At 71.2% G+C, this 24049-nt stretch carries 23 protein-coding genes and 1 pseudogene; 10 read left to right on the forward strand and 14 right to left on the reverse strand.

The features are described 5' to 3' along the window. Positions 1-408: 408 nt before the first annotated feature. Both fabI and fabG read right to left on the reverse strand, forming a co-directional pair. On the reverse strand, positions 409-1176 hold the full coding sequence (gene fabI / locus ACZ6S6_RS00005) for an enoyl-ACP reductase FabI (protein ID WP_362967272.1): 768 nt from the start codon (positions 1174-1176) through the stop codon (positions 409-411). 5 nt (positions 1177-1181) lie between these two features. Beyond that, entirely contained in the window at positions 1182-1901 is a 720-nt protein-coding gene (fabG, locus tag ACZ6S6_RS00010; protein WP_362967274.1) for a 3-oxoacyl-[acyl-carrier-protein] reductase, read from the reverse strand. Positions 1902-2145: 244 nt separating this feature from the next. On the opposite strand from fabG, the gene ACZ6S6_RS00015 reads away from it, so the two are divergent. The 3 genes from ACZ6S6_RS00015 (at position 2146) to tyrS (ending at position 6655) form a co-directional block, all read left to right on the forward strand. Continuing rightward, a complete protein-coding gene (locus ACZ6S6_RS00015) occupies positions 2146-3669 on the forward strand; it encodes a TldD/PmbA family protein (RefSeq protein ID WP_469702537.1) in 1524 nt (507 codons plus the stop codon). Positions 3670-3924: 255 nt separating this feature from the next. Beyond that, positions 3925-5319, forward strand: coding sequence for a metallopeptidase TldD-related protein (locus tag ACZ6S6_RS00020; RefSeq protein WP_469702540.1), 1395 nt, complete (start codon positions 3925-3927; stop codon positions 5317-5319). Positions 5320-5386: 67 nt separating this feature from the next. Continuing rightward, positions 5387-6655: a tyrosine--tRNA ligase gene (gene tyrS, locus ACZ6S6_RS00025; protein ID WP_469702542.1), complete on the forward strand. Its 1269-nt coding sequence runs from the start codon at positions 5387-5389 to the stop codon at positions 6653-6655. 76 nt (positions 6656-6731) lie between these two features. Here the strand turns inward: tyrS and ACZ6S6_RS00030 are convergent, their stop codons facing one another. Next, positions 6732-7010 carry a GlsB/YeaQ/YmgE family stress response membrane protein gene (locus ACZ6S6_RS00030; protein ID WP_362961622.1) on the reverse strand — a complete coding sequence of 93 codons (279 nt, stop codon included), beginning with the start codon at positions 7008-7010 and terminating at the stop codon, positions 6732-6734. A gap of 238 nt (positions 7011-7248) precedes the next feature. On the opposite strand from ACZ6S6_RS00030, the gene ACZ6S6_RS00035 reads away from it, so the two are divergent. Both ACZ6S6_RS00035 and ACZ6S6_RS00040 read left to right on the forward strand, forming a co-directional pair. After that, entirely contained in the window at positions 7249-7590 is a 342-nt protein-coding gene (locus tag ACZ6S6_RS00035; protein WP_362961624.1) for a DUF3099 domain-containing protein, read from the forward strand. Positions 7591-7890: 300 nt separating this feature from the next. Then, the gene (locus ACZ6S6_RS00040) at positions 7891-8139 is read left to right on the forward strand and encodes a hypothetical protein (RefSeq protein WP_469702545.1); all 249 of its coding nucleotides are present in this window, start codon (positions 7891-7893) and stop codon (positions 8137-8139) included. 6 nt (positions 8140-8145) lie between these two features. On the opposite strand, the gene moaA is transcribed toward ACZ6S6_RS00040, so the two are convergent. The 3 genes from moaA to ACZ6S6_RS00055 all read right to left on the reverse strand — a co-directional run bounded on the left by moaA (position 8146) and on the right by ACZ6S6_RS00055 (position 11321). Continuing rightward, positions 8146-9135 (reverse strand): GTP 3',8-cyclase MoaA, encoded by a 990-nt coding sequence (moaA, locus tag ACZ6S6_RS00045; RefSeq protein ID WP_469702547.1) that lies wholly within the window; start codon positions 9133-9135, stop codon positions 8146-8148. Positions 9136-9321: 186 nt separating this feature from the next. Then, entirely contained in the window at positions 9322-10959 is a 1638-nt protein-coding gene (locus ACZ6S6_RS00050) for a solute symporter family protein (protein WP_469702549.1), read from the reverse strand. Continuing rightward, a complete protein-coding gene (locus ACZ6S6_RS00055; RefSeq protein ID WP_362961632.1) occupies positions 10956-11321 on the reverse strand; it encodes a DUF485 domain-containing protein in 366 nt (121 codons plus the stop codon). The genes ACZ6S6_RS00050 and ACZ6S6_RS00055 overlap by 4 nt, the downstream gene beginning before the upstream one ends. A gap of 290 nt (positions 11322-11611) precedes the next feature. On the opposite strand from ACZ6S6_RS00055, the gene ACZ6S6_RS00060 reads away from it, so the two are divergent. Then, the gene (locus ACZ6S6_RS00060) at positions 11612-13147 is read left to right on the forward strand and encodes a S8 family serine peptidase (protein WP_362961634.1); all 1536 of its coding nucleotides are present in this window, start codon (positions 11612-11614) and stop codon (positions 13145-13147) included. Positions 13148-13220: 73 nt separating this feature from the next. Here the strand turns inward: ACZ6S6_RS00060 and ACZ6S6_RS00065 are convergent. From ACZ6S6_RS00065 to ACZ6S6_RS00100, 8 genes and pseudogenes are all read right to left on the reverse strand, one after another. After that, positions 13221-14296: pseudogene (locus tag ACZ6S6_RS00065) on the reverse strand (zinc-dependent alcohol dehydrogenase family protein). 21 nt (positions 14297-14317) lie between these two features. Next, positions 14318-15025, reverse strand: a complete 708-nt coding sequence (locus ACZ6S6_RS00070; protein ID WP_362961636.1) for a lysoplasmalogenase — start codon at positions 15023-15025, stop codon at positions 14318-14320. Beyond that, positions 15022-15915: a sterol desaturase family protein gene (locus tag ACZ6S6_RS00075; RefSeq protein WP_469702552.1), complete on the reverse strand. Its 894-nt coding sequence runs from the start codon at positions 15913-15915 to the stop codon at positions 15022-15024. Before ACZ6S6_RS00075 ends, ACZ6S6_RS00070 begins: the two co-directional genes overlap by 4 nt. Before the next feature lie 130 nt (positions 15916-16045). Continuing rightward, positions 16046-16759, reverse strand: a complete 714-nt coding sequence (locus ACZ6S6_RS00080) for a VIT1/CCC1 transporter family protein (RefSeq protein ID WP_469702554.1) — start codon at positions 16757-16759, stop codon at positions 16046-16048. 25 nt (positions 16760-16784) lie between these two features. After that, positions 16785-18011: an amidohydrolase family protein gene (locus ACZ6S6_RS00085; RefSeq protein ID WP_362961795.1), complete on the reverse strand. Its 1227-nt coding sequence runs from the start codon at positions 18009-18011 to the stop codon at positions 16785-16787. A 38-nt stretch (positions 18012-18049) separates the two neighbouring features. Beyond that, a complete protein-coding gene (locus ACZ6S6_RS00090; protein ID WP_469702557.1) occupies positions 18050-19330 on the reverse strand; it encodes an amidohydrolase family protein in 1281 nt (426 codons plus the stop codon). 10 nt (positions 19331-19340) lie between these two features. Next, complete coding sequence (locus ACZ6S6_RS00095) at positions 19341-20225, reverse strand: SDR family NAD(P)-dependent oxidoreductase (protein WP_469702559.1); 885 nt, start codon at positions 20223-20225, stop codon at positions 19341-19343. Continuing rightward, positions 20222-21022, reverse strand: a complete 801-nt coding sequence (locus ACZ6S6_RS00100) for an acetoacetate decarboxylase family protein (RefSeq protein WP_469702561.1) — start codon at positions 21020-21022, stop codon at positions 20222-20224. Before ACZ6S6_RS00100 ends, ACZ6S6_RS00095 begins: the two co-directional genes overlap by 4 nt. A 125-nt stretch (positions 21023-21147) precedes the next feature. Here ACZ6S6_RS00100 and ACZ6S6_RS00105 point away from each other — a divergent pair, with 125 nt between their 5' ends. The 4 genes from ACZ6S6_RS00105 (at position 21148) to ACZ6S6_RS00120 (ending at position 24038) form a co-directional block, all read left to right on the forward strand. Further along, positions 21148-21816, forward strand: a complete 669-nt coding sequence (locus tag ACZ6S6_RS00105; RefSeq protein WP_362961648.1) for a TetR/AcrR family transcriptional regulator — start codon at positions 21148-21150, stop codon at positions 21814-21816. A 29-nt stretch (positions 21817-21845) separates the two neighbouring features. Further along, positions 21846-22853 carry a DEDDh family exonuclease gene (locus tag ACZ6S6_RS00110; RefSeq protein WP_469702564.1) on the forward strand — a complete coding sequence of 336 codons (1008 nt, stop codon included), beginning with the start codon at positions 21846-21848 and terminating at the stop codon, positions 22851-22853. 64 nt (positions 22854-22917) lie between these two features. Further along, positions 22918-23151 carry a hypothetical protein gene (locus ACZ6S6_RS00115; protein WP_362961652.1) on the forward strand — a complete coding sequence of 78 codons (234 nt, stop codon included), beginning with the start codon at positions 22918-22920 and terminating at the stop codon, positions 23149-23151. Between the two features lie 71 nt (positions 23152-23222). Then, positions 23223-24038: an SURF1 family cytochrome oxidase biogenesis protein gene (locus ACZ6S6_RS00120; RefSeq protein WP_362961654.1), complete on the forward strand. Its 816-nt coding sequence runs from the start codon at positions 23223-23225 to the stop codon at positions 24036-24038. The last annotated feature ends 11 nt before the right edge of the window (positions 24039-24049 follow it).

The raw sequence follows: 24049 nt of genomic DNA on the forward strand, positions 1-24049 counted from the left end.
GCCGGACGCCGAGGTGCCGCGCGCCGGGTCGTCACGGGGGAGCGGACGGTAGGGCTCGGCCGCGTTCCGCGGGATCGGGGCGGGAGCGGAGTGGGGGGGGGGGGGGGGGGGCGCCGCCCCCCCCCCCCCCCCCCCCCCCCCCCCCGCCCGCGGCGTACAGGGCGCCGGGGACGAGCAGTCCGGCGACGACCGCGGAGGCCGCCAGCAGGGACCGGGTTCGGTGACGTGTGCCGCGCACAGCGATCTCCTCCCCTCAGCCTGACCAGAGTCCGGTTCCTCCACATTCTGCGGTGCATCGACCAGGTTTTCGACCTGAGCGCCGGGAGGCCGGGCGGGACAAGGAGAACGGCCGCGCACCACCTCCGGAGAAGTGGTGCGCGGCCGTTTCGGAACGCGGTCCTGCGAGGGTCAGGCGCCCATCATGTGCACGCCGCTGTCGACGTGGATGATCTCGCCCGTCGTCCTCGGGAAGAAGTCCGAGAGCAGCGCGACGATGCCGCGGCCGGCCGGCTCCGGGTCCGACATGTCCCAGGCCAGCGGCGCGCGGGTGTTCCACACCTCGGCGAGGTCATCGAAGCCCGGAATGGACTTGGCGGCCATGGAGGCGAGCGGCCCGGCCGAGACCAGGTTGCAGCGGATGCCGTCCTTGCCCAGGTCACGGGCGAGGTAGCGGGAGGTCGCCTCCAGCGCGGCCTTGGCCGGGCCCATCCAGTCGTACTGCGGCCAGGCGAACTGCGCGTCGAAGGTGAGGCCGACGATCGAACCGCCCTCGCTCATCAGCGGCTTGCACGCCATGGCGAGCGACTTCAGCGAGAACGCCGAGACGTGCATCGCCGTGGCGACCGACTCGAACGGGGTGTTGAGGAAGTTGCCGCCGAGCGCGTCCTGCGGCGCGAAGCCGATGGAGTGGACGATGCCGTCGAGCGTGCCGAGCTCGTCGCGCACCAGACCGGCGAGCCGGTCCAGGTGCTCGGCGTTGGTCACGTCCAGCTCGATGACCTTGGCCGGCTTGGGCAGCTTCCGGGCGATGCGCTCGGTCAGCGTGGGCCGCGGGAAGGCGGTCAGAATGATTTCGGCGCCCTGCTCCTGGGCCACCTTGGCAGCGTGGAACGCGATGGACGACTCCATCAGCACCCCGGTGATGAGGATGCGCTTGCCGTCGAGAATTCCGCTCATGGTGATCAGTGACCCATGCCCAATCCGCCGTCAACAGGGATGACGGCTCCAGTGATGTACGACGCGTCGTCGGAGGCGAGGAAGCGCACCGCGGCGGCGATCTCCTCGGGTCGCGCGTAACGCGCGAGCGGCACCTGGGCGACGATGCCCTTGCGCTGCTCCTCGGTGAGCGCCTGCGTCATGTCGGTGTCGACGAAGCCGGGCGCGACGACGTTGAAAGTGATGTTCCGCGAGCCCAGCTCACGGGCCAGCGACCGGGCGAAGCCGACCAGACCCGCCTTGGACGCGGCGTAGTTCGCCTGCCCCGCCGAGCCGAGGAGGCCGACGACGGAGGAGATCAGGACGACCCGGCCCTTCTTGGCGCGCAGCATGCCGCGGTTGGCACGCTTGACGACCCGGAAGGTGCCGGTGAGGTTGGTGTCGAGGACGGACGTGAAGTCCTCCTCGGACATCCGCATCAGCAACTGGTCCTTGGTGATACCGGCGTTGGCGACCAGCACCTCCACATTGCCGTGCTTCTCCTCGATCTCCTTGTAGGCCTGCTCCACCTGCTCGGCGTCGGTGATGTCGCAACGGACCGCGAGAACACCGGCCTCGGTGAGCGCCACGGGCGGCTCGCCGGAACGGTAGGTGATCGCGACCTTGTCGCCGTTGTCGGCGAAAGCGCGGGCGATGGCGAGGCCGATGCCCCGGTTTCCTCCGGTGACGAGAACCGAGCGGCTCAACGGATCACCCTTTCCTTGGCGGTCTGGTACATCGAAAACCTATCGGTACCGCCCGCTTCCCGGGGAATCGGCCTCTGACAGCGCCTTCCCCCGGGCACTGTCGGGTTCCTACAGTGCCGTCCCGGCCGCGACCCCGCCGGACCGCGCCTCGCCCCGCCCGCAATTCGACTGTGCCGCCGCTTCCGTCATGCTTCACTGCCTCGTGAAAGATCCGAGGGTATGTGACGCAGAGGAGAGGCCGCTCGTGCCCCATGAGGTAGATCAGTCGTTCCTGGCGCTTCCGCTGCGGCCGCTGGCCGACGCGGCGCTCGCCCGCGCGCGGGCGCTCGGGGCCGTGCACGCCGACTTCCGCTTCGAGCGGGTGCGCAGCGCCACCTGGCGGCTGCGGGACGCCCGGCCGGCCGGGGCGTCGGACAGTACCGACCTCGGGTACGCGGTGCGGGTGGTGCACGGCGGGGCGTGGGGGTTCGCCTCCGGGGTGGATCTGACGATGGACGCCGCGGCGAAGGTGGCCTCGCAGGCCGTCGCCATGGCGAAGCTGTCGGCGAAGGTGATCGCGGCCGCGGGTTCCGACGAGCGTGTGGAACTGGCCGACGAGCCGGTGCACGGGGAGCGGAGCTGGGTGTCGGCGTACGACGTCGACCCCTTCGCCGTGCCGGCCGAGGAGAAGTCGGAGCTGCTCGCCGAGTGGAGCGCCCGGCTCCTGCGGGCGGAGGGCGTCGCGCATGTGGACGCCTCGCTGATGACCGTCCACGAGAACAAGTTCTACGCGGACACGGCGGGCACGGTCACCACCCAGCAGCGGGTGCGGCTGCATCCGCAGTTCACCGCGGTGGCGGTGGACGCGACGAGCGGCGAGTTCGACTCGATGCGCACGATCGCGCCGCCGGTCGGGCGCGGCTGGGAGTACCTGACGGGGACCGGCTGGGACTGGGACGCGGAGCTGGAGAGCATCCCCGCGCTGCTGGCCGAGAAGATGCGCGCCCCGGGTGTCGAGGCGGGGACGTACGACCTGGTGGTCGACCCGTCCAATCTGTGGCTGACCATCCACGAGTCGATCGGCCACGCCACCGAGCTGGACCGGGCGCTGGGGTACGAGGCGGCGTACGCCGGGACCTCGTTCGCGACCTTCGACAAGCTGGGGAAGCTGGCGTACGGCTCCCCGGTGATGAACGTGACGGGCGACCGCACGGCCGAGCACGGGCTCGCGACCATCGGTTACGACGACGAGGGTGTCGAGGCCCAGTCGTGGGACCTGGTGAAGGACGGCACGCTGGTCGGCTACCAGCTGGACCGCCGGATCGCGAAGCTGACGGACCTGGGCCGGTCCAACGGGTGCGCGTACGCGGACTCGCCGGGCCATGTCCCCGTGCAGCGCATGGCGAACGTGTCGCTGGCGCCTGATCCGGGCGGCCTCTCCACCGACGATCTGATCGGCGGGGTGGAGCGCGGGATCTACGTGGTCGGCGACCGGTCCTGGTCCATCGACATGCAGCGGTACAACTTCCAGTTCACCGGGCAGCGGTTCTTCCGGATCGAGAACGGCAGGCTCGCCGGGCAGTTGCGCGATGTCGCCTACCAGGCGACGACGACGGACTTCTGGGGCTCGATGGAGAAGGTCGGCGGTCCGCAGACGTACGTCCTGGGCGGCGCCTTCAACTGCGGCAAGGCCCAGCCGGGCCAGGTGGCGGCGGTCTCGCACGGCTGCCCCTCCGCCCTCTTCCGGGGCGTGAACATCCTCAATACGACGCAGGAGGCCGGACGATGAGCGGCGCGCACGGAACCGGCCGGGGGTCCGGGGGTCGCCCCCCGGGACAGCACAGTCTCAATACGACGCAGGAGGCCGGACGATGAGCGGCGCGCACGGAACCGGCCGGGGGTCCGGGGGTCGCCCCCCCGGGACAGCACAGTCTCAACACGACGCAGGAGGCCGGACGATGAGCCGCGCGCACGGAACCGGCCGGGGGTCCGGGGGTCGCCCCCCGGGACAGCACAGTCTCAACACGACGCAGGAGGCCGGACGATGAGCCGCGTCAGCAAGCCGTACGAGATCGTCGAGCGCGCGCTCGAACTGTCCACCGCCGACGGCTGTGTGGTCATCGCCGACGAGGAGTCGTCGGCCAATCTGCGCTGGGCGGGCAACGCGCTCACCACGAACGGGGTGACCAGGGGCCGCACGCTCACCGTCATCGCCACGGTCGACGGGGCCGAGGGCACCGCGTCGGGCGTGGTGTCCAGGTCCGCCGTCACCGCGGCGGACCTGGAGCCGCTGGTGCGGGCCGCCGAGGCCGCCGCACGCGGGGCCGGTCCGGCGGAGGACGCGCAGTCGCTGGTCACCGGGGTGCCTGCCTCGCCCGACTTCACGGACGCGCCCGCGGAGACGGACTCCGATGTGTTCGCGGCGTTCGCCCCCGCGCTCGGCGACGCCTTCGCGCGGGCCCGGTCCGGCGGCCGTGAGCTGTACGGCTTCGCCAACCACGAGATGACCTCGACCTACCTCGGTACGTCGACGGGGCTGCGGCTGCGCCACGACCAGCCGAACGGGACGCTGGAGCTGAACGCCAAGTCGCCCGACCGGTCGCGCTCGGCCTGGGCGGGGCGCGCGACCCGCGACTTCAAGGATGTCGACCCGGCCGAGCTGGACGCCGAGCTGGCCCGGCGGCTGAGCTGGGCGGAGCGCCGTATCGAGCTGCCGGCCGGACGGTACGAGACGCTGCTGCCGCCGACCGCCGTCGCCGATCTGCTGATCTACCAGCTGTGGTCCTCGACCGCCCGGGACGCCGCGGAGGGCCGGACGGTGTTCTCCAGGCCCGGTGGCGGCACCCGGCTCGGCGAGACGCTGTCCGCGCTGCCGCTGACGCTGTGCAGCGACCCGCACGCGCCGGGCCTGGAGTCGGCGCCGTTCGTCCTCGCCCATTCCTCCGGGGACGACTGTTCGGTCTTCGACAACGGGCTGCCGCTGGCCCGTACCGACTGGATCAGGGACGGGCGGCTGGAGCAGCTGACGACCACCCGGCACACGGCGGGCCTGACGGGGCTGCCGCTCGCCCCGGCGATCGACAACCTGGTGCTGGAGGGCGGCGGGGAGCGGTCCCTGGAGGAGATGGTGGCCGCCACGACCGGCCGCGGCCTGCTGCTGACCTGCATGTGGTACATCCGCGAGGTCGATCCGGCGACGCTGCTGCTGACCGGGCTGACCCGCGACGGGGTGTACCTCGTGGAGGGCGGCGAGGTCGTCGGCGAGGTGAACAACTTCCGCTTCAACGAGTCCCCGGTGGACCTGCTGTCGCGGGCCACCGAGGCGGGGCGCACCGAGAAGACGCTGCCGCGCGAGTGGGGCGACTGGTTCACCCGGGCCGCGATGCCCGCGCTGCGCGTCCCGGACTTCAACATGAGCTCGGTGAGCCCGGGGGTGTGACCCGCCTAGACTGCCTGTTGCAATTCAATACACGTATCCATAGACGTAGCTGAGGAGACACGGAACCGTGACGGACATCGTCGACGAGCTGAAGTGGCGCGGGCTGTTCGCCCAGTCCACTGACGAGGACGCACTGCGCAAGGCTCTCGCGGACGGTCCCGTCACGTTCTATTGCGGCTACGACCCCACCGCGGCGAGTCTGCACGTCGGCCATCTGGTGCAGGTGCTCACCATGCGCCGGCTCCAGCAGGCCGGTCTGCGGCCGCTCGCCCTGGTGGGCGGGGCCACCGGTCAGATCGGTGACCCGCGCCCGACCGCCGAGCGCACGCTGAACGACCCGGAGACGATCGCCGCCTGGGTGACGCGGCTGCGCTCCCAGATCGAACCGTTCCTGTCCTTCGAGGGCGAGAACGCCGCGGTCATGGTGAACAACCTGGACTGGACCGCGGGCATGTCCGCGATCGAGTTCCTGCGGGACATCGGCAAGCACTTCCGGGTCAACAAGATGCTCACCAAGGAGTCCATCGCCCGGCGGCTGGAGTCCGACGAGGGCATCAGCTACACCGAGTTCAGCTACCAGCTGCTCCAGAGCATGGACTTCCTGGAGCTGTACCGGCGTCACGGCTGCACCCTCCAGCAGGGCGGCAGCGACCAGTGGGGCAACCTCACCGCGGGCCTGGACCTGATCCACCGCCTGGAGCCGGGCGCCGAGGTGCACGCGCTGGCGACCCCGCTGATGACGAAGGCGGACGGCACCAAGTTCGGCAAGTCCGAGAGCGGCGCGGTCTGGCTGGACCCGGAGATGACGACGCCGTACGCGTTCTACCAGTTCTGGCTGAACGTCGACGACCGGGACATCTCCCGCTACATGCGCATCCTCAGCTTCCTGAGCCCCGCCGAGCTGGAGGAGCTGGAGAAGGTCACCGAGGAGCGGCCGCAGGCGCGCTCCGCGCAGCGCGCGCTGGCCGAGGAGCTGACGACGCTGGTGCACGGCGCGGACCAGTGCGCCGCGGTCATCGCCGCGTCGAAGGCGCTGTTCGGCCAGGGTGAGCTGGGTGCGCTGGACGAGGCGACGCTCGGCGCGGCGCTCTCCGAGGTGCCGCACGCCCGGGTCACCGAGCTGGGTCCGCTGGTGGACCTGCTGGTGGAGGTCGGTCTGGCGCCGAGCAAGTCGGGCGCGCGCCGCACCGTCAAGGAGGGCGGCGCGTACGTGAACAACGTCAAGGTCGCCGACGGTGAGGTGGCACCGGCCCGCGAGGAGCTGCTGCACGGGCGCTGGCTGGTGCTGCGCCGGGGCAAGAAGAACCTCGCGGCCATCGAGGTCACGGCCGGCTGAGCCGTCACGAGAACAGCACAGCGGCCGGGCACGCGTGACGCGTGCCCGGCCGCTGCCGTTCGGTGCCCGGCGGTCCTCAGGTCTTCTGATGCTTGGTGCCGCGGATCGACGCCCACAGCATGTCGCCGACGCCGACCACCACCACGGCACCGATCAGCTGGAGCACATGGCGCGTCCAGTCGATGCCCTTGGTGTCGTTGACACCGAGCCAGGTGGCGACAGCATTGCCGAGGATGCTGCCGATCATGCCGAAAATGACCGTCAGCCAGAGCGGGATCTGTTGCTTCCCCGGCAGGATCGCCTTCGCGATCAGGCCGAGGACCAGGCCCACGATGATTGCCCACAACCAGCTCATGCCGCCTCCTCGTGCGACGCGGTGTCGCGATGTCCGATCAGTCTCGACGCCGGGCGCGCACCCCGCATGCCGGAGGGGTCCGAACGTGCGGCGGGAGCGGTTTCACGGCGCGCCCCGGTCTCGAACGCGCCGGATGCCGGGCGTACCGTGGGAGCGGTCCGGTCCGGGGAGCGTCCGGCGCGGTAACGGGGTCTCCCCCAGCTCCCGCGCGGGCTCGGGGAAGATTGGTGGAGACGGGATGCGGAAGCAGAGCGATGCGGAGGTCTTCCGGATCACGGGTGCCCGGCAGGGTCTCGCGGAGGATGTGCGCGGCAGGCAGCGGCGCTATGTGATCTCGATGTCCGTGCGCACGCTTTCGGTCGTCGCCGCGGCGGCCCTGTGGAACGTGGAGCGCTATGTGGCGATCGTGGGGCTGGCGCTGGGCGTTCTGCTCCCGTACGTCGCCGTCGTCATCGCCAACGCGGGCCGCGAGAACAGCCCCGCGCTGCCCTCCACCTTCGTCCCGGCCCCGACGCGGCCGGCGCTCGGCACCGCACCGGCGGCAGGCCCGGCCGAACCGGGCCCGGAGGCGGGCCAGTAGCTTCCGCGCCTTGGATCCGCAGGGGCACGACTGAACCCGTATGCCCCGATATCAACCGAATTCGCGGCGGATTCAAGCTCAAGAAAAGCTCAGATCAATCGTGAAGTTCCAGTGCACCGCACCCCGGTCTGCGTGACATACTTCGATAGCGCTCCGCATCCCCCGTCGGAGCGACGGACCGACGCCGGGCAGCTCCCCCCGTGGCTGCTCGGCGTCGCCCTTTCTCCGGCAGGGGATGCGTCAGGCCGGCCGCCGCGGCGGCCGGCCGACGGCCTCACGAGAGGCTCTAGGGTTGAGTCCGTGAACTCCCCTGAATCCGCCGCCGAGAACGTTGCCGAAGCCCCCGTCTGCTCCGCCAAGGGCTGCCGTGCCGACGCCGTGTGGGTGCTTGCCTGGAACAACCCGAAGCTGCACACCCCGGACCGCCGCAAGACCTGGCTGGCCTGTGACGAGCACCGGGAGCATCTCTCCTCGTTCCTGGATCTGCGGGGCTTCCTCAAGGATGTGGTGACGCTGGCGGAGTGGGAGTCACCGGACTCGCCCCGCTAGGCCGCGCTACCCGCCGATCGCCGACATCGGGCGGTCGGGCTGGAGGAAGGAGGGGTCGTCCAGGCCGGACCCGGCCTTCTTGCCCCACATCGCGAGCCTCCAGATCCGGGCGATCTCCTTGTCCGGCGCCTCCGACCGCAGTGCGCCGCGCAGGTCGGTCTCCTCGCGGGCGAACAGGCAGGTGCGCACCTGTCCGTCGGCGGTGAGCCGGGTGCGGTCGCAGGCCCGGCAGAACGGCCGGGTGACGGAGGCGATGACGCCGACCCGGTGGGGTCCGCCGTCGACCAGCCAGCGTTCGGCGGGGGCGGAGCCGCGCTCGTCCTGGCCCTCCGGGGCGAGGTCGAACCGGGTGCGCAGCGAGTCGAGGATGTCACCCGCTGTGATCATTCCGTCGCGCTTCCAGCCGTGCTGTGCGTCGAGCGGCATCTGCTCGATGAAGCGGAGCTCGTAGGCGTTGTCCACGGCCCAGGCGAGGAGGTCGGGGGCCTCGTCGTCGTTGAGTCCCGGCATCAGGACGGTGTTGACCTTGACCGGGGTGAGCCCGGCTTCCCGGGCGGCTTCGAGGCCGGCCAGGACGTCGTGGTGCCGGTCGCGGCGGGTGAGGGTCTTGAACACGTCGGGGCGCAGGGTGTCCAGCGAGACGTTGACCCGGTCGAGACCCGCGGCCGCGAGCGCGGCGGCGGTCCGCTTCAGCCCGATGCCGTTGGTCGTGAGCGACATCTTCGGGCGGGGCTCCAGGGCCGCGCACTGTTCGACGATGGAGACGAGACCGGGGCGCAGCAGCGGCTCTCCGCCGGTGAAGCGGACCTCGGTGATGCCGAGCTGTGTGACGGCGATGCGGACGAGCCGGACGATCTCGTCGTCACTGAGCAGGTCCGGCTTGGCCAGCCACTGCAGGCCCTCCTCGGGCATGCAGTACGTACAGCGCAGATTGCACCGGTCGGTGAGTGATACGCGCAGGTCGGTGGCGACCCGGTCGTAGGTGTCGATGAGCATGGTGGGCCCCCTCCTCCGGCTGACTTCCCGGTTGCGGTCGCTGACTCTTTCGAGACTACGCGAGACGTGTGACATCGCAGGGGCTCGTTTGGCACGAGGTACGACGCGGCCGCGTCGTAGGACTCTACGACGCGGCCGCGGGCAAGGAGCGGTGCGAGAGACGGACTCCTGGGTGAACTCCTGCTCTCAGTGGGCTCCGATGCCGGTGAGGGACTTGACCTCCAGCTCGGCGTACTTGCCCTTGTCCGGCTCCTCCTTCGACAGGAGGGAGCCGATCCAGCCGAGCAGGAAGCCCAGCGGGATGGAGATCAGGCCGGGGTTCTCCAGCGGGAACCAGGCGAAGTCGACGCCCTTGAACATCGAGGTCTTCTCGTTGCCGGAGACGACCGGCGAGAACAGCACCAGGATCACCGAGCTGGCCAGACCGCCGTAGATCGACCACAGCGCGCCCTGGGTGGTGAACCGCTTCCAGAAGAGGCTGTAGAGGAGGGTCGGCAGGTTGGCCGAGGCGGCGACGGCGAAGGCGAGCGCCACCAGGCCGGCGACGTTCATGTCGCGGGCGAAGGCGCCCAGCAGGATCGCGGCCGCGCCGATGAAGACGGTGGCCCAGCGGGCGGCCCGCATCTCCTCCTTCTCGCTGGCCTTCCCCTTGCGGATGACATTGGCGTAGATGTCGTGGGCGAAGGACGACGAGGAGGCGAGGGTGAGGCCCGCGACGACGGCGAGGATGGTGGCGAAGGCGACGGCGGAGATGACGGCGAGCATGACGGCGCCGCCGGTGGTGCCGACCCCGCCGAGGTACTCGGCGAGCTGTGGGGCCGCCGCGTTGCCTGCCGGGTTCTTCGCGATGATCTCCTTCGGGCCGATGAGGGCCGCGGCGCCGAATCCGAGCGCGATCGTCATCAGGTAGAAGCCGCCGATGATGCCGATGGCCCAGTTGACGGACTTACGGGCGGCCTTGGCGGTCGGCACGGTGTAGAAGCGGATCAGGATGTGCGGCAGGCCCGCGGTGCCCAGCACCAGGGCGATGCCGAGGGAGAGGAAGTCCAGCTTCGAGGTGCCGGTGGCCCCGTACTTGAGTCCGGGCTGCAGGAACGACGCGCCGTGGCCGCTCTTCTCGGCGGCGGTGCCCAGCAGGTCGGAGACGTTGAAGTTGAACTTCCACAGCACCATGAAGGTCATCAGGATGGCGCCCGCGATGAGCAGCACGGCCTTGACCATCTGCACCCAGGTGGTGCCCTTCATCCCGCCGATGGTGACGTACACGATCATCAGTACGCCGACCAGCGCAACGATGAGGATCTTTCCGGCGTCGCTGGTGATGCCGAGGAGCAGGGAGACCAGCACACCCGCGCCGGCCATCTGTGCCAGCAGGTAGAAGATCGAGACGATGATCGTGGAGACGCCCGCCGCGGTGCGCACGGGGCGCTGCCGCATCCGGTAGGCGAGGACGTCGCCCATGGTGTACCGGCCCGAGTTGCGGAGCGGTTCGGCCACCAGCAGCAGGGCCACCAGCCAGGCGACGAGGAAGCCGATCGAGTAGAGGAAGCCGTCGTATCCGAAGAGGGCGATGGCTCCGGCGATACCGAGGAACGAGGCGGCGGACATGTAGTCGCCGGAGACCGCGAGTCCGTTCTGGAAGGCGGTGAACTGGCGGCCGCCCGCGTAGAAGTCGGAGGCGCTCTTGGTCTGCCGGCCGGCCCAGACGGTGATGCCGAGGGTCGCCGCGACGAAGACCGCGAAGAGCGTGATGATCAGCGGCCGGTGCTCGGTGGTGGAGGAGGCGGCGAGCACGGCGGTGTGGGCGTGGTACGCGGCGCTCATGCGTCGGCCTCCATACGGGACTTGATGGCCTCGGCCTTCGGGTCCAGCTTCGCGTTGGCGTGCCGCGAGTAGAACCAGGCGATGAGGAAGGTGGTGAGGAACTGGGCGAGACCGAAGACGAAGGCGACGTTGAAGTTGCTGTACACCTTGGTGCCCATGAAGCCGCCGGCGTAGTTGGACAGCAGCACGTACAGCAGGTACCAGAGGACGAAAGCGATCGTCAGCGGGAAGGCGAACGAGCGGTGCGAGCGGCGCAGTTCGCCGAATTCCGCGCTCTCCTGCTCCGCGATGAAGGCCTCGGTCGTGGGCTGGGCCGGCCCTTTGTCCGTACTGCCCTCGGGCGGCGGTGCAGCGGTAGCCACGGAATCTCCTCGCGACGCGGGTGCGGTAGTGGTGGGGACGGTGGATTTCATTGCGAACCTCGGTATCGGGGGGTGATGGTGCGCCTCCCCTGACAACGGCACGCGGCGCGCGGCGAAGCGGTTCACCACTCTTCCCCCCTTCTCCGGGTCACCCTTTCGGACGCCGCCGCGAAGACGGGTTCTCGTGAACTCATTGATGAGCCGGGATGATCAGCGATAGCTTCACTCGTCATGTACGCGACTGGACACGCCCGTGTCCGGTCCACTGACACGGATGAAGTGGAGACCCCATGGCTCATCTGGGATCCAGACGGACGCGCGCACTGGCGCTGCCCGTCGGATTGGCCCTCACTGTCTCGCTCGGCTTCCTGCCGACGAGTGCCGCGACCGCCTCGCCGGTGGACGGCAGGCCCGCGGCGGCGGTGCCGGCCGACGGACCGAAGCTGTCGTACGTGGTGAATACGCGAGGCGGTCTCGGCACCGTCAAGCAGGTGCGCAAGGCGGTGGAGCGGGCCGGCGGCACGGTGGTGACCACCTACGACCGGATAGGTGTCCTCGTCGTCCACTCGCAGAACCCGGACTTCGCGCAGTCCATACGCAGGGTCAGGGGCGTGGATTCGGCGGGCGCCACCCGTACCAACCCGATCGTTCCGCAGGCCACCAAGGACATCGGGGTCGAGCAGCCGCTCACCGCGCAGGAGGAGCGGGGCGCCGCGGCGCGGGCGACGGCGGACCAGGACCCGATGGAGCCGCTCCAGTGGGCCCTGCCCGCCATCAAGGCGGACAAGGCGCACCAGAAGTCGCTGGGCAGCCGGAAGGTCACGGTCGCGGTCATCGACACGGGTGTCGACGACACCCACCCGGACCTCGCACCGAACTTCGACCGGGGCGCCTCGGCGAACTGTGTGACCGGCGCACCGGACACCACGGCCGGCTCCTGGCGTCCGAAGGCCGGTGAGAGCCCGCACGGCACCCATGTCGCGGGCACGATAGCCGCCGCGAAGAACGGCATCGGGGTGACGGGTGTCGCACCGGGTGTGAAGGTCGCCGGTATCAAGGTGGCGAACCCGGACGGGTTCTTCTACACCGAGTCCATAGTCTGCGGCTTCATGTGGGCGGCCGACCACGGCGTCGATGTCACCAACAACAGCTATTACACCGACCCGTGGCTGTTCAACTGCAAGGACGACCCGGACCAGGGCGCACTGGTCGAGGCGGTCGCCCGTGCCACCCGGTACGCGGAGCGCAAGGGCACGGTCAATGTCGCCGCTTCGGGCAACTCGGCCGAGGACCTGGCGGCCGACACGATCGAGGACTCGACGAGCCCGAACGACGGCAGCACGGTCACCCGGACGATCGACCCGAAGAAGTGCTTCGACATCCCGACGATGCTGCCGGGTGTCGTGACGGTCTCGGCGACGGGCGCGAAGGGGCTGAAGGCCTCGTACTCGAACTACGGGAACGGCGTCATCGACGTGGCCGCCCCGGGCGGCGACTCGACGGGCTACCAGCCCCCCGAGCTGCCCGCGACGAACGGTCTGATCCTGTCCACGCTGCCGGGCGGCCAGTACGGCTACATGGCCGGTACGTCGATGGCCTCCCCGCATGTGGCGGGAGTCGCCGCTCTGATCAAGTCGACGCACCCGCACGCGTCGGCGCTCGCGGTGAAGGCGCTGCTGCTGGCGGAGGCCGACGCCACCGCGTGCGGCGCGCCGTACGACATCGACGGTGACGGCACCGTCGACGCGGTCTGCGAGGGCGGCAAGCACCGCAACGGCTTCTACGGAGCCGGTGTGGTGAACGCCCTGAACGCGGTCCGCTGGTAGCGGGTCAGGTGCGGGGGCCGGTGATCTCGCCGGCCCCCGCACCGGCCGGGCCGGGAGCGCCCGGCCGCCCGGCTCACGGTGTGATGAGGACCTTCAGCGCGGTTCGCTCGTCCATCGCCTTGTAGCCGGCCGGGACCTCGTCGAGGCCGATGGCCAGGTCGAAGACGGGCGACGGGTCGATGGTGCCGGACAGGACGTCGGGGAGCAGCTCCGGTATGTAGGCGCGTACGGGGGCGACCCCGCCGCGCAGGGCGATGTTCCGGCCGAACATGACGCCGAGGTCCAGTCCGGTACCGCTGCCGTGCGGTACGCCGACGTAGCCGACCGAGCCGCCGTCGCGGGTGATGCCGACGGCCGTGCGCATCGACTGCTCGGTGCCGACGGCCTCGATCACCGCGTGGGCGCCCTCGCCGCCGAGCAGTTCCCGTACGGCGGCGACGGCCGCGTCGCCGCGCTCGGCGACCACGTCGGTGGCGCCGAAGGTGCGGGCGATGTCGGTGCGCGCGGTGTGACGGCCGAGCGCGATGATCCGCTCGGCGCCGAGCCGCTTGGCGGCCATGACGCCGCACAGGCCGACGGCTCCGTCACCGACGACGGCGACCGTGGTGCCGGGCCTCACACCGGCGCCGACGGCCGCGTGGTGGCCGGTGCCGAGGACGTCGGAGAGGGCCAGCAGCGCGGTGAGCAGCCGCTCGTCGGAGGCCGCGGCGGACGGCAGCTTGACCAGGGTGCCGTCGGCGAACGGGACGCGGACGGCCTCGCCCTGCCCGCCGTCGGAGCCGACCGAGCCCCAGAAGCCGCCCTGCGGGCAGGAGGTGGTCAGGCCCTCGGCGCAGTAGGCGCAGGTGCCGTCGGACCAGACGAAGGGGGCGACGGCGAGGTCGCCGACGGCGAAGCCGTTGACCCCGGAGCCGGCCTCCTCGACGATCCCGAGGAACTCGTGGCCGATGCTCCCCCAGAGCCTGAACGGCCTGGGGGGACCCCCTCGCCGGGCTTGCGGGCGGACTCGCCGCGGTACGCCCACAGGTCGCTGCCGCAGACGCAGGCCCGCAGGACCCGGAGCACCACATCGGTGGGCTGCTGGATCGCCGGGTCCGGGACCTCCTGCACGCGGATGTCGTGGGGGGCGTGGATGACGGTGGCGCGCATGCGTGGGGGTCCTTGCTGATCTCAGATGCTGATACTCCGTCCACGGTACGCCCCAGGGTCCGTACCGGGCCGTCGCGCACCCGGGGCGAGCGCTCCGAGGGTCAGCAGGAGCTGGGCCGCCACGTAGGTGAGCATGACCCAGAAGCCGGGGGCGGGCAGCTGCGGCCGGTCGGCGATGCCGGTGGCGATCAGGGCGTCGGAGAGCAGGAAGAGCGCGCCGCCGGCGGCCGCGTACCGGCCGAGGACGCCGGACCGGTAGGCCATGGCGGTGAGCAGCAGGCTGTAGCCCGCCAGCGGGAACCGCAGACCGGCCGGCAGCCCGCCCCAGATCAGGGCGGTGAAGACGGCCAGGGCGGCCGCGTACAGGATCGCGGGCAGCAGGGCGCCGCGGGCCCGTCCGAAGAGCCGCAGGTAGCAGAGGTGCCCTACGGCGAAGCCGCCCATCCCGAGGAGGAAGGCGAGGTCGGCGTCGGCCAGCAGGAACACGTCACCGACCCAGCCGCAGAGCAGCGCGGCGATCAGCAGCCGGGGCGCGCGCCGGGCGGCGGCGTACCCGGCCAGCAGCGGCATCAGCAGCGGCTTGGCGACGAGGTGCGCGACACCGCTGCCGGCGAGGACCGCGACGAGGTCGGCGGCGCAGACGGCGAGGAAGGCGATGAGCAGGGGGCGTACGAGACGCTCCCGCCGGTCCGGGAACGGGCCGGGGCTCGTCAGCGGGCCGGCGCTCATCCGGTGCGCTCGCGCGCGGGGGCGGTCGCGGAGGCGGCGGCAGGCGTGGCGGCGGTGCCGGCCGGCTGCCAGCCCGGCCCGCGGAAGACCCGCCCGGCCCGTTCGCCCCAGCTGCCCGCCGCGCGTACGTCGCGGGCGATGGCGGCGTACTCGTGGGTGGCGACCCGCAGCGGGTTGAACGTGTCGATGTTCTTGGTGAGCCCGAACACGGGCCGCTGCGTCTCCGCCGTGAAGGAGCCGAACCACCGGTCCCACACGATCAGGATGCCGCCGAAGTTCCGGTCGAGGTAGCCGCCCTGGGAGGCGTGGTGCACCCGGTGGTGGGAGGGCGTGTTCAGCACGTACTCGAAGGGCCTGGGCAGCTTGTCGACGCGTTCGGTGTGCACCCAGAACTGGTAGACGAGGTTGGCCGATGAGCAGAAGGCGAGCGCCGCCGGGTGGACACCGCAGGCGATCAGCGGGAGGTAGAACGGCCAGACGGTCAGCGAGGTCCAGGGCTGGCGCAGCGCGGTGGAGAGGTTGAACTTCCGGCTGGAGTGGTGCACCACGTGGCAGGCCCAGAGGATCCGGATGACGTGGTGGCCCCGGTGGGACCAGTAGTAGAGGAAGTCCTGCCCCAGCAGCATCAGCGGGACGGTCCACCACAGGACGGGCACGCGGAGCGGGGTGAGTTCGTACACCGCCGAGTAGATGGCGACGATGGGTACCTTCCACAGCAGGTCGAAGGCCAGGCTGCCCAGCCCCATGGTGATGCTGGTGGCGGCGTCCTTCGCCTCGTAACCGGCGGCCTCCTCGTCGGGGTGGAAGCGGTGGAGCGCCATTTCCAGGACGGTGAGCAGGACGAAGGCCGGTATGGACCAGAGCACTACATCGGGCAGGTTCGTCGGCATGTCAGCACCGTAGAGCCGCAGGTCGGCCCGCGGCCAGACGTTGTTACCAACAAGTATGCGAGACGTGGTGTCAGCAATCTTTGGTGACTTCTGACAGGACGGCCGTCGTACGGTCACTCCATCAGAGGCCCTACACCCCCGCCGCCCCCAGCAATTCCCCCGCCGCATACGTCACGGCCATCGCCAGCGCTCCCCCGCCCATGTTCCGCAGCACCGCCGGGCCCACCGCCGCCTCGCCCAGCCGGGCGCTCCACCAGCCCGTCAGGGCCAGTGCGGCGAGCACCGAGAGCACGGTCACCACCAGCCGCAGCGAGACCGGGGGCAGCACGATCGCCAGCAGCGGCAGCAGCGCGCCCACCGTGAACGCAAGGAAGCTGGCGCCCGCGGCGTGCCAGGGATTCGTCAGGTCGTCCGGGTCGATGCCCAGCTCGACCTCCGCGTGGGCGCGCAGCGCGTCGCGTTCGGTGAGCTGGACAGCGGCCTCGCGGGCGACCTCGTGGCTCAGCCCCTTGCCCTCCAGCAGTCCGGTGAGTTCGGCGAGTTCCGCCTCCGGCATCTCCTGGAGCTCGCGCTTCTCCGTGGCGAGTGCGGCCTTCTCCGAGTCGCGCTGGGTGGAGACCGACACGTACTCGCCCGCGGCCATCGACATGGACCCGGCCAGCAGCCCGGCCAGGCCGGCGGTCAGCAGGGTGCCGCGGTCGTCGGTGGCCCCGGCGACGCCGACGACGAGGCCGGCGGTGGAAACCACACCGTCGTTGGCCCCGAGCACGGCGGCGCGCAGCCAGTTCAGCCGTGCGCCCATACCCGTGCGGTGCGGTTCGTGGTGCGCCTGGGGATCGCTCATCCGGGGATGGTCTCACCTCACGGAGTCACCAGACGCGTACCGACCCGCCTCGCGCGAACGCGGGACTGGTCGCGCCCGCGGGGACCTCCTCCAGGGGTTCGGCGATCTCCTGGACGGTCGGGCCGACGCGTGCGGCGATCCGGTCGAGGGCGGCCAGGTCGAATCCGTAGACGCGGGCGGCGTTGCCGCCGGTCATGGCGGCGATCTCGGCGGGCGGCAGCCCGGCGTACGCGATCCGCAGGCCTTCGCGTGAGTACGGGGCGGTGCCCTCGTCGTGCGGGTAGTCGCTGCCCCACATGATCTTGTCGAGGCCGATCCGGTCGCGCAGCGGCACCTCGTGCGGGCGCATGAAGCTGGCGCCCACGTAGCAGTTCTCGCGCCATACCTCGCTGGGGCTCGCGCCCATCGAACCGGCCAGCCCCGCACCGAACTTGGACTCCGCCGTGGCCGCCCGGGAGGCCGACGCGACCAGCCGGCCGTGGTAGTAGTCGAGCATCTCCATGATGCCCGGGATCCAGCCGGAGCCCTGTTCGGTGAGGACGAGCCTGAGTCCGGGGTGGCGGCGGAACGCCCCGCCGAAGATCAGGTGCCACAGGGCCCGGTGCGAGAACCAGGTGGTCTCCACCATGAAGACGGCGCGGGCCGCCGGTTCGTCGCCCAGTGGCGGGGACGCGGAGCCGCCGTGGTGGTTGACCGGTACGTCCAGCTCCGCGCAGACCGCCCAGAGCGGGTCGTACGCCGGGGAGTGCAGCTCCGGAACGCCGGAGCCCGGTGGGGCGCCGGGCAGCAGGATGCCGCCGGTGAGTCCGGCCTCCTTGGTGCGGCGGACCTCGCGGGCCGCCTCGTCCGGGTCGTTGAGGAGGATCTGCGCGACGCCCGCGCGCCGGCCGGGCGCGGCCGCGCAGAAGTCGGCGAGCCAGCGGTTGTGGGCGCGCAGCCCGGCCCAGCGCTGTTCGTACTCCGCCCGGGAGGGTGCGGGTGCCATCAGGGAGGCGGAGGGGAAGAAGGGCGGGATGGTGTTGGGGAAGACGACCTCGGCGACGATGCCGTCCGCCTCCTGGTCGGCGAGCCTGCGGGCCGAGTTCCAGTTGCGGTCGGCGGTGTCGGCCACCAGGTCCTCGTACGGGTTGACGTAGGTGGCCGCCCAGGCGTCGAAGTCGTCGTGGTGCTCCGACTCCAGGTACGGCCGGTAGTCGAGGAGGTCGGCGCCGGCGTGGCAGTCGGCGGAGATGACGGTGTAGCGGTCCGTCATGCCGCCCCCAGGACCCGTCACCGCACCCTCGGGGCCCGTCACGACGTCCCCAGGACCGGGAAGTCGTGGTCGGTCAGCCAGTGCCTGCCGACCTCGCGCGAGCGGACCCAGGAGGCCTCGACCGCGCTCTGGTCGGCGCTCTGGCCCAGGTCGGCGGGGGTCGGGCCGATGCGTGCGGCGAGCGGGGCGAGCCTGTCCGTGTCGAAGCCGAAGACCTCGGCGGCGGCCAGGCCGAGCATCCGGCGGGTCTCGTTGACGGGGATGTCGTGGAAGGTGTCGCGCAGCCAGTTCGCGGTGTTCGGCCAGGTGCCCTCGGGGTGCGGGAAGTCGCTGCCCCAGAGGATGTTGTCGACGCCGATCTCGTACCGCTGGGCGAGCTCGCGGCGTTTGGTGTTGGTGGCGCAGATGAACACCTGGCGGTCGAGGTACTCGTGCGGCGGGCGCTTCAGTTCGGCGAACGGGGAGAGTTTCTTGCCGCCGTGGGCGCCGAGGTAGAGGCGGTCCATGAACCAGAGCAGGTTGGGCAGCCACCAGCAGCCGGACTCGGCGACGCCGAACCTGAGCCCGGGGTGGCGTTCGAAGGCGCCCGACCAGAGGAGGAACCAGAGCGGGCGCGACGGCCACCAGGTGACCTCGGAGACGTAGATCCCGAGGTGGTCGCCGTACTCGTGGCGCGGGGCCGCGCCCGAGTGGGTGACGATCGGCATCCCGGTCTCGGCGGCGGCCGCCCAGACGGGGTCGTAGCGGCGGTCGTGGTACGGCGCCTTGTCCACCCACATGGAGGGGATCATCAGGGCGCCGAGGCCGGACTCCTTCGCCCGGTGGATCTCGGCGACGACCCGGCCGGTCTCGCCGGTGACGGGCAGCAGGGCGACCCCGCAGTGGCGTTCGGGGTGCTGGGAGACGAAGTCGGCGAGCCAGCGGTTGTGGGCCCGCGCTCCGGCCATGCCCAGCTCCGGGTCCTGGTCGCCGGAGAGGCCGAGGCCGACGCCGAAGGGGGCGGCGGTGCGGCTGTCCACGGCGTCCGCGTCGGGGAAGACGACCTCGGCCGCCACCCCGTCGCCGTCGAGCTCCTTGAGCCGCTGGGTGGCGTCCCAGCCGCCCCTGAGGCCTTCCTCGTTGTCCTGGAACCACTTGTCGGCGAAGGCCTCGTTGCGGACCCCGAGGCGGGTCATCTCCTCGCGGCGGCGGTCGCGGCCGGCGAGGAAGTCGTCGAACTCCCGGTGGAAGCGGCTGTCGAGGTAGGGCCGGTACTCCTCGGTGGGCAGTCCGGCGTGGCAGTCGGAGGAGATGATCAGGTACGGGTCGTCGTCGGTCATGGCTCACTCCTCAGTCGAGTACGAACTTCTCCAGGTAGGACGGGTTCGCGCGGTCGAGCATCGACTGCGACCTGGCGCGGATCTGCCGGTCGCTGTGCTCGCTGTCCGGCAGCATCCAGAAGCGGTCGGCGGTGATGCCGTCCACGACGGTCTGCGCGACCTCCTCCACCGGTGTGAACTCCACGTCGTGGCCCGCCGACCTCATCGCGGCCTCCCACTGGCCGAGGCTGCGGTACGGGGTCCGGCGCGGGCGCTCCTTCGCGTACCGCTCGGGGCGGTTGCGGTGCGACTCCCACAGTCCGGTGCGGAGCATGTGCGGGCCGGGGAAGAGGACCGAGGCGCCGACCGCCGCTTCCTCCGCCCGCAGGTGCGCGTAGAGCGATTCGGTCATGGTGACGACGGCGGACTTGGTGACCGCGTACACCGAGGCGGTGGGCAGCGGGGCGATCCCGCCGTCACCGGACGAGGTGTTGACGATGTGGCCGGGGTCGCCGCCCGCGAGCATGCGCGGCACGAAGGCCTGGATGCCGTGGAAGACACCCCACACGTTGACCGCGAAGGCCCACTTCCAGTCGTTGGGCTCGTGCTCCCACATCCGGCCCTCGGCGCCCGATCCGACGCCGGCGTTGTTGCACAGCACGTGCACGGCGCCGAAGGCGTCGTACGCGGCCTCGGCGAGTTCCTGTACGGAGTCGCGTTCGCTGACGTCGACGGCCCGTGCCAGCACCCGTGCGCCGTCCTGGCGCAGTGCGGCGGCGGCCCTGTCGAGCGCGCCCTCCTCCACGTCGGCGAGCACGACGTTCAGCCCCTCGGCCGCGAACCGGCGGGCCATGGCGAGGCCGATGCCGCTCGCGGCCCCGGTGACGACCGCGGTCCGGCCCTCCTCCAGCCTCATCGGACGCTCCCCTCGGGCGGGCCGTCGTGGATCTGCTGCGGATCGTCGTAGCGCTGGTGGACGTACGGCAGCAGCGCGTCGGCGCTGACCCGCTCCACGGCCCTGCCCTGCTGGTCGCTGGTCTTCTCACCGATGGTGAGGTCGATCAGCCTGCGGACGGGGAGGTCGGCGACCGGGTCGTACATCGACTCGCGCAGCACCACGTCGCCGGTGATCCGCTCCAGTCCGCGGACCTTCTCGTGCCGGGTGCAGTGGATCAGTACGGGGCCGGAGTCGAAGCCCTCGCCGTCCACGGCGGGCAGGAACTTGAAGTAGAAGTCGAGCTTCGTGACCGGTTCGGGCAGCGGGAGCGGTCCGTCGACCGCGCCGCGGATCTCGACGAAGGCGATGCCGTGACGGACCAGGCGGGCCCGTACGACGAGGCCCTCGCGTTCGACGCTGACCTCACCGAGCTTCTTCGGTTCGCCGAACACCTCGCGGCCGCCGGTCAGCGCCCGTTCGTGGGTCATCGGCATGACCAGCGGGTACCAGCCCTCGTGCCCGTCGTGGACGGCGGCGACGGAGACGGAGCCCGCGCCGAGCGGATAGCCGGGGAGGTCGACCTTGCTGATGCTCGCCCGGACGAGCGGGCGCCCGGCGGGTTTCAGCGGCGGCGGGAGGACGGCCGCCACCGCGTCGGGGTCGCTCTCCCAGACGGCGGTGACGCCGGTGGACCAGATGTCGGGGAGCCTGGAGCGGGCCTCGCGGGATGCCGCGATCTCGGCCTCGGTGCGCGCGCCGTACCGTACCCGTGCCATGCGGTGCCACCCTTCTCGGTCGTCCGTGTCCCGGCTATCCGCCGGGCCCTGTAACACAGTTACACCGGGGACGATGAAGGGTAAATAGCCATGCGTGTAACGGAGTTCGGGAACCTGGAGGAGCTGTGGCGCGATCGGCGCTGACCCGCGACGAGGTCCTCGCGACCGCCGCGGGACTGGTGCGGCAGCACGGTCCGCAGACCCTCACCATGCGCAGACTGGCCGCCGAGCTGGGCACCGCCGTCACCTCGATCTACTGGCACGTCGGCAATCGCGAGTCGCTGCTTGACGCCCTCGTCGAGCGCACCGTCCAGGAGATGGGCACCCTGCGCCCCACCGGCCGGGCCCCGGCCGCCCGGATCGTCTCCGTGGCCCGGGGACTGCGCCGCGAACTGCGCGCCCGGCCGCATCTGATCGCGATGGTCCACGAACGGGGGCTGACGGAACGGATGTTCCTGCCGGCGCAGCAGGCGCTGGTCCACGAGGTGCACGCCGCCGGGCTCCGGGGGGCGCGGGCGGCGGCCGCGGTCCGGGCGGTGCAGTTCCACACCGTGGGCTTCCTGCTGGTGGAGCGCAACCGGGAGCGGTCCCCGGTCCAGTCACCGGCCGAGGGCGATCTGTGGAGCGAGTCGACGGCCGGCGGCGATCCGGCGCTGGCCCGCGCGCTGACCCGGCCCGCCGCCCCGGACCGGCTGTTCGCCACCTCCGTACGGGCGCTGGTGGACGGGCTGCTGGCAGGCCCCTCGCGGGAGCGCCGGTCCGCCGGACAGGACCCGGGGTTGACGGCCGGGTAGGGGACTGTCGGTCGTGGCCCGTATTCTCTGTGACCATGCTCGACGACCGCCAGACCGCAGCACCGTGGCCGACCGCCTACCCGCAGGGGTACGCGGTCGTCGACGTGGAGACCACCGGACTCGCACGGGACGACCGGATAATCTCCGCCGCCGTCTACCGCCTGGACGCGCAGGGCAACGTCGAGGACCACTGGTACACCCTGGTCAACCCGGAGCGGGATCCCGGCCCCGTGTGGATCCACGGGCTGACCACTGACGTACTCGAAGGCGCCCCGCTCTTCCCGGAGGTCGCCGCCCAGCTCTCCGAGCGGCTCGCCGACCGCGTGCTGGTCGCGCACAACGCGGCCTTCGACTGGTCGATGCTCGCCCGGGAGTACGCGCGGGCCTCGGTGATCGCCCCGGTCCAGCAGCGGCTGTGCACCATCGCGCTCTCCAAGGAGCTGCGGCTGCCGCTGCCCAACCACAAGCTGGAGTCGCTGGCCGCGCACTTCGGGGTCGTGCAGGAGCGCGCGCACCACGCGCTGGACGATGCCCGGGTGCTGGCCGAGGCGTTCCGCCCGAGTCTGCACGCGGCGGCGGACGGCGGGCTGCGGCTGCCGCTGCTGGAGTGCCGGCCGCTGACCGAGTGGGCGGACTCCCCAGTCACCCCGCGGATCGGCCACCAGGCCTCGTACGGCGGTGGCCAGGCGAGCTGGCGCCCCTCGCGCAAGCGTCCGGCCTGCCCGCACCCGAATCCGGGGCGGTACGACAAGGACAAACCTCTCATGCAGGGCATGCGGGTGGCGTTCTCCGGGGACACCTCGATCGACCGTGAGCTGCTGGAGGACCGGGCGGTGGAGGCCGGGCTGCATGTGGCGACCAGCGTGTCCCGGCTGACCAGTCTGCTCGTCACCAACGACCCGGACGCGGCGACGTCCAAGACGGTGAAGGCCAAGTCGTTCGGCACCCCGATCCTGGAGGAGAGCGCGTTCACCCATCTCCTGCGGGACGTGGCCGAGGCGTCGAAGGGGCCGTCGGCGGCGCCGTCATCGGAGTGAACCGGGGGCGACTCGCCCGCCCACCGCTCGCCCGCCGCCGCCCTCGCGTCCCACCCTGTGGCGCATGGCACGTTGCGAGGTATGCGGAAACGACTACGGGATGTCCTTCGAAGTGCACGCACAGGGCGCGGTGCACGTCTTCGACTGCTTCTCCTGCGCCATTCACCGGATGGCGCCGATCTGTGAGCACTGCCGGGTCCAGGTCATCGGCCAGGGTGTCGAGGTCGACGGGCACTGGTTCTGCGGCGGTCACTGCGCCCGCGCGGAGGGGAAGGCGGGCATCATCGACAGAGTCTGAGCACCGGACGCCGCACCCTTTCCCCCACCCCCTGCGCGATGCACCCCATGCCACGGTTGTACCGTCATGGGGTGTACCGCTTCCTGTTGACCCGGCAGTGGCTGATCCTCGCCCTCCTCGCCCTCGTCATGATTCCCACGATGGTCGAGCTGGGTTTCTGGCAGCTGCACCGGCATGAGCACAAGGTCGCGCAGAACTCCCTGATCTCGCACAACCTCAAGGCGAAACCGGTTCCGGTCTCCGCGCTCACCTCGCCCGGCCACACCGTTCCGCGCTCCGACTACTGGCGCGCGGTGAAGGCCACCGGGACGTACGACGAGAAGCACGAGGTCGTGGTGCGGCGCAGGACCTCCACCGACGGCAGCATCGGCTTCCATGTGCTGGTCCCCTTCGATCTCAAGGGCGGCGGCACGGTCATGATCAACCGTGGCTGGATCGCCACCGCCGACGACCAGCGCGCCTTCCCCGACGTACCGGCCGCGCCGAAGGGCGAAGTGACCGTCACCGGGCGGCTCAAGGCCGACGAGACGACGGGCAGCAGCGGCATCAAGGACCTCTCGGACCTGCCGGACCGCCAGGTGATGCTGATCAACAGCGCCGAGCAGGCCAAGCTGCTCTCCCGGCCGGTGCTCGGCGGCTACCTGGAGCAGACCGGGCCCGTGCCGTCCGGCGACACCCCCGAGCTGATCGAGGCTCCCGACGACAGCTCCATCGGCCCGCACATGGCGTACGCCGTGCAGTGGTGGCTGTTCGCCGCCGGTGTTCCGGTCGGCTACGTGGTGCTGGCCCGCCGGGAGAAGCGCGACCTGGTGGCGGCCGCGGCCGCGGCCGCCGAAGCGGCGGGCGCCGCGGCTGAGCCCGGGAAGCCCGAGCCCGCGAAAGCCTGACGGGGTGCCCG

This window comes from Streptomyces sp. NPDC048671 (assembly GCF_055587045.1).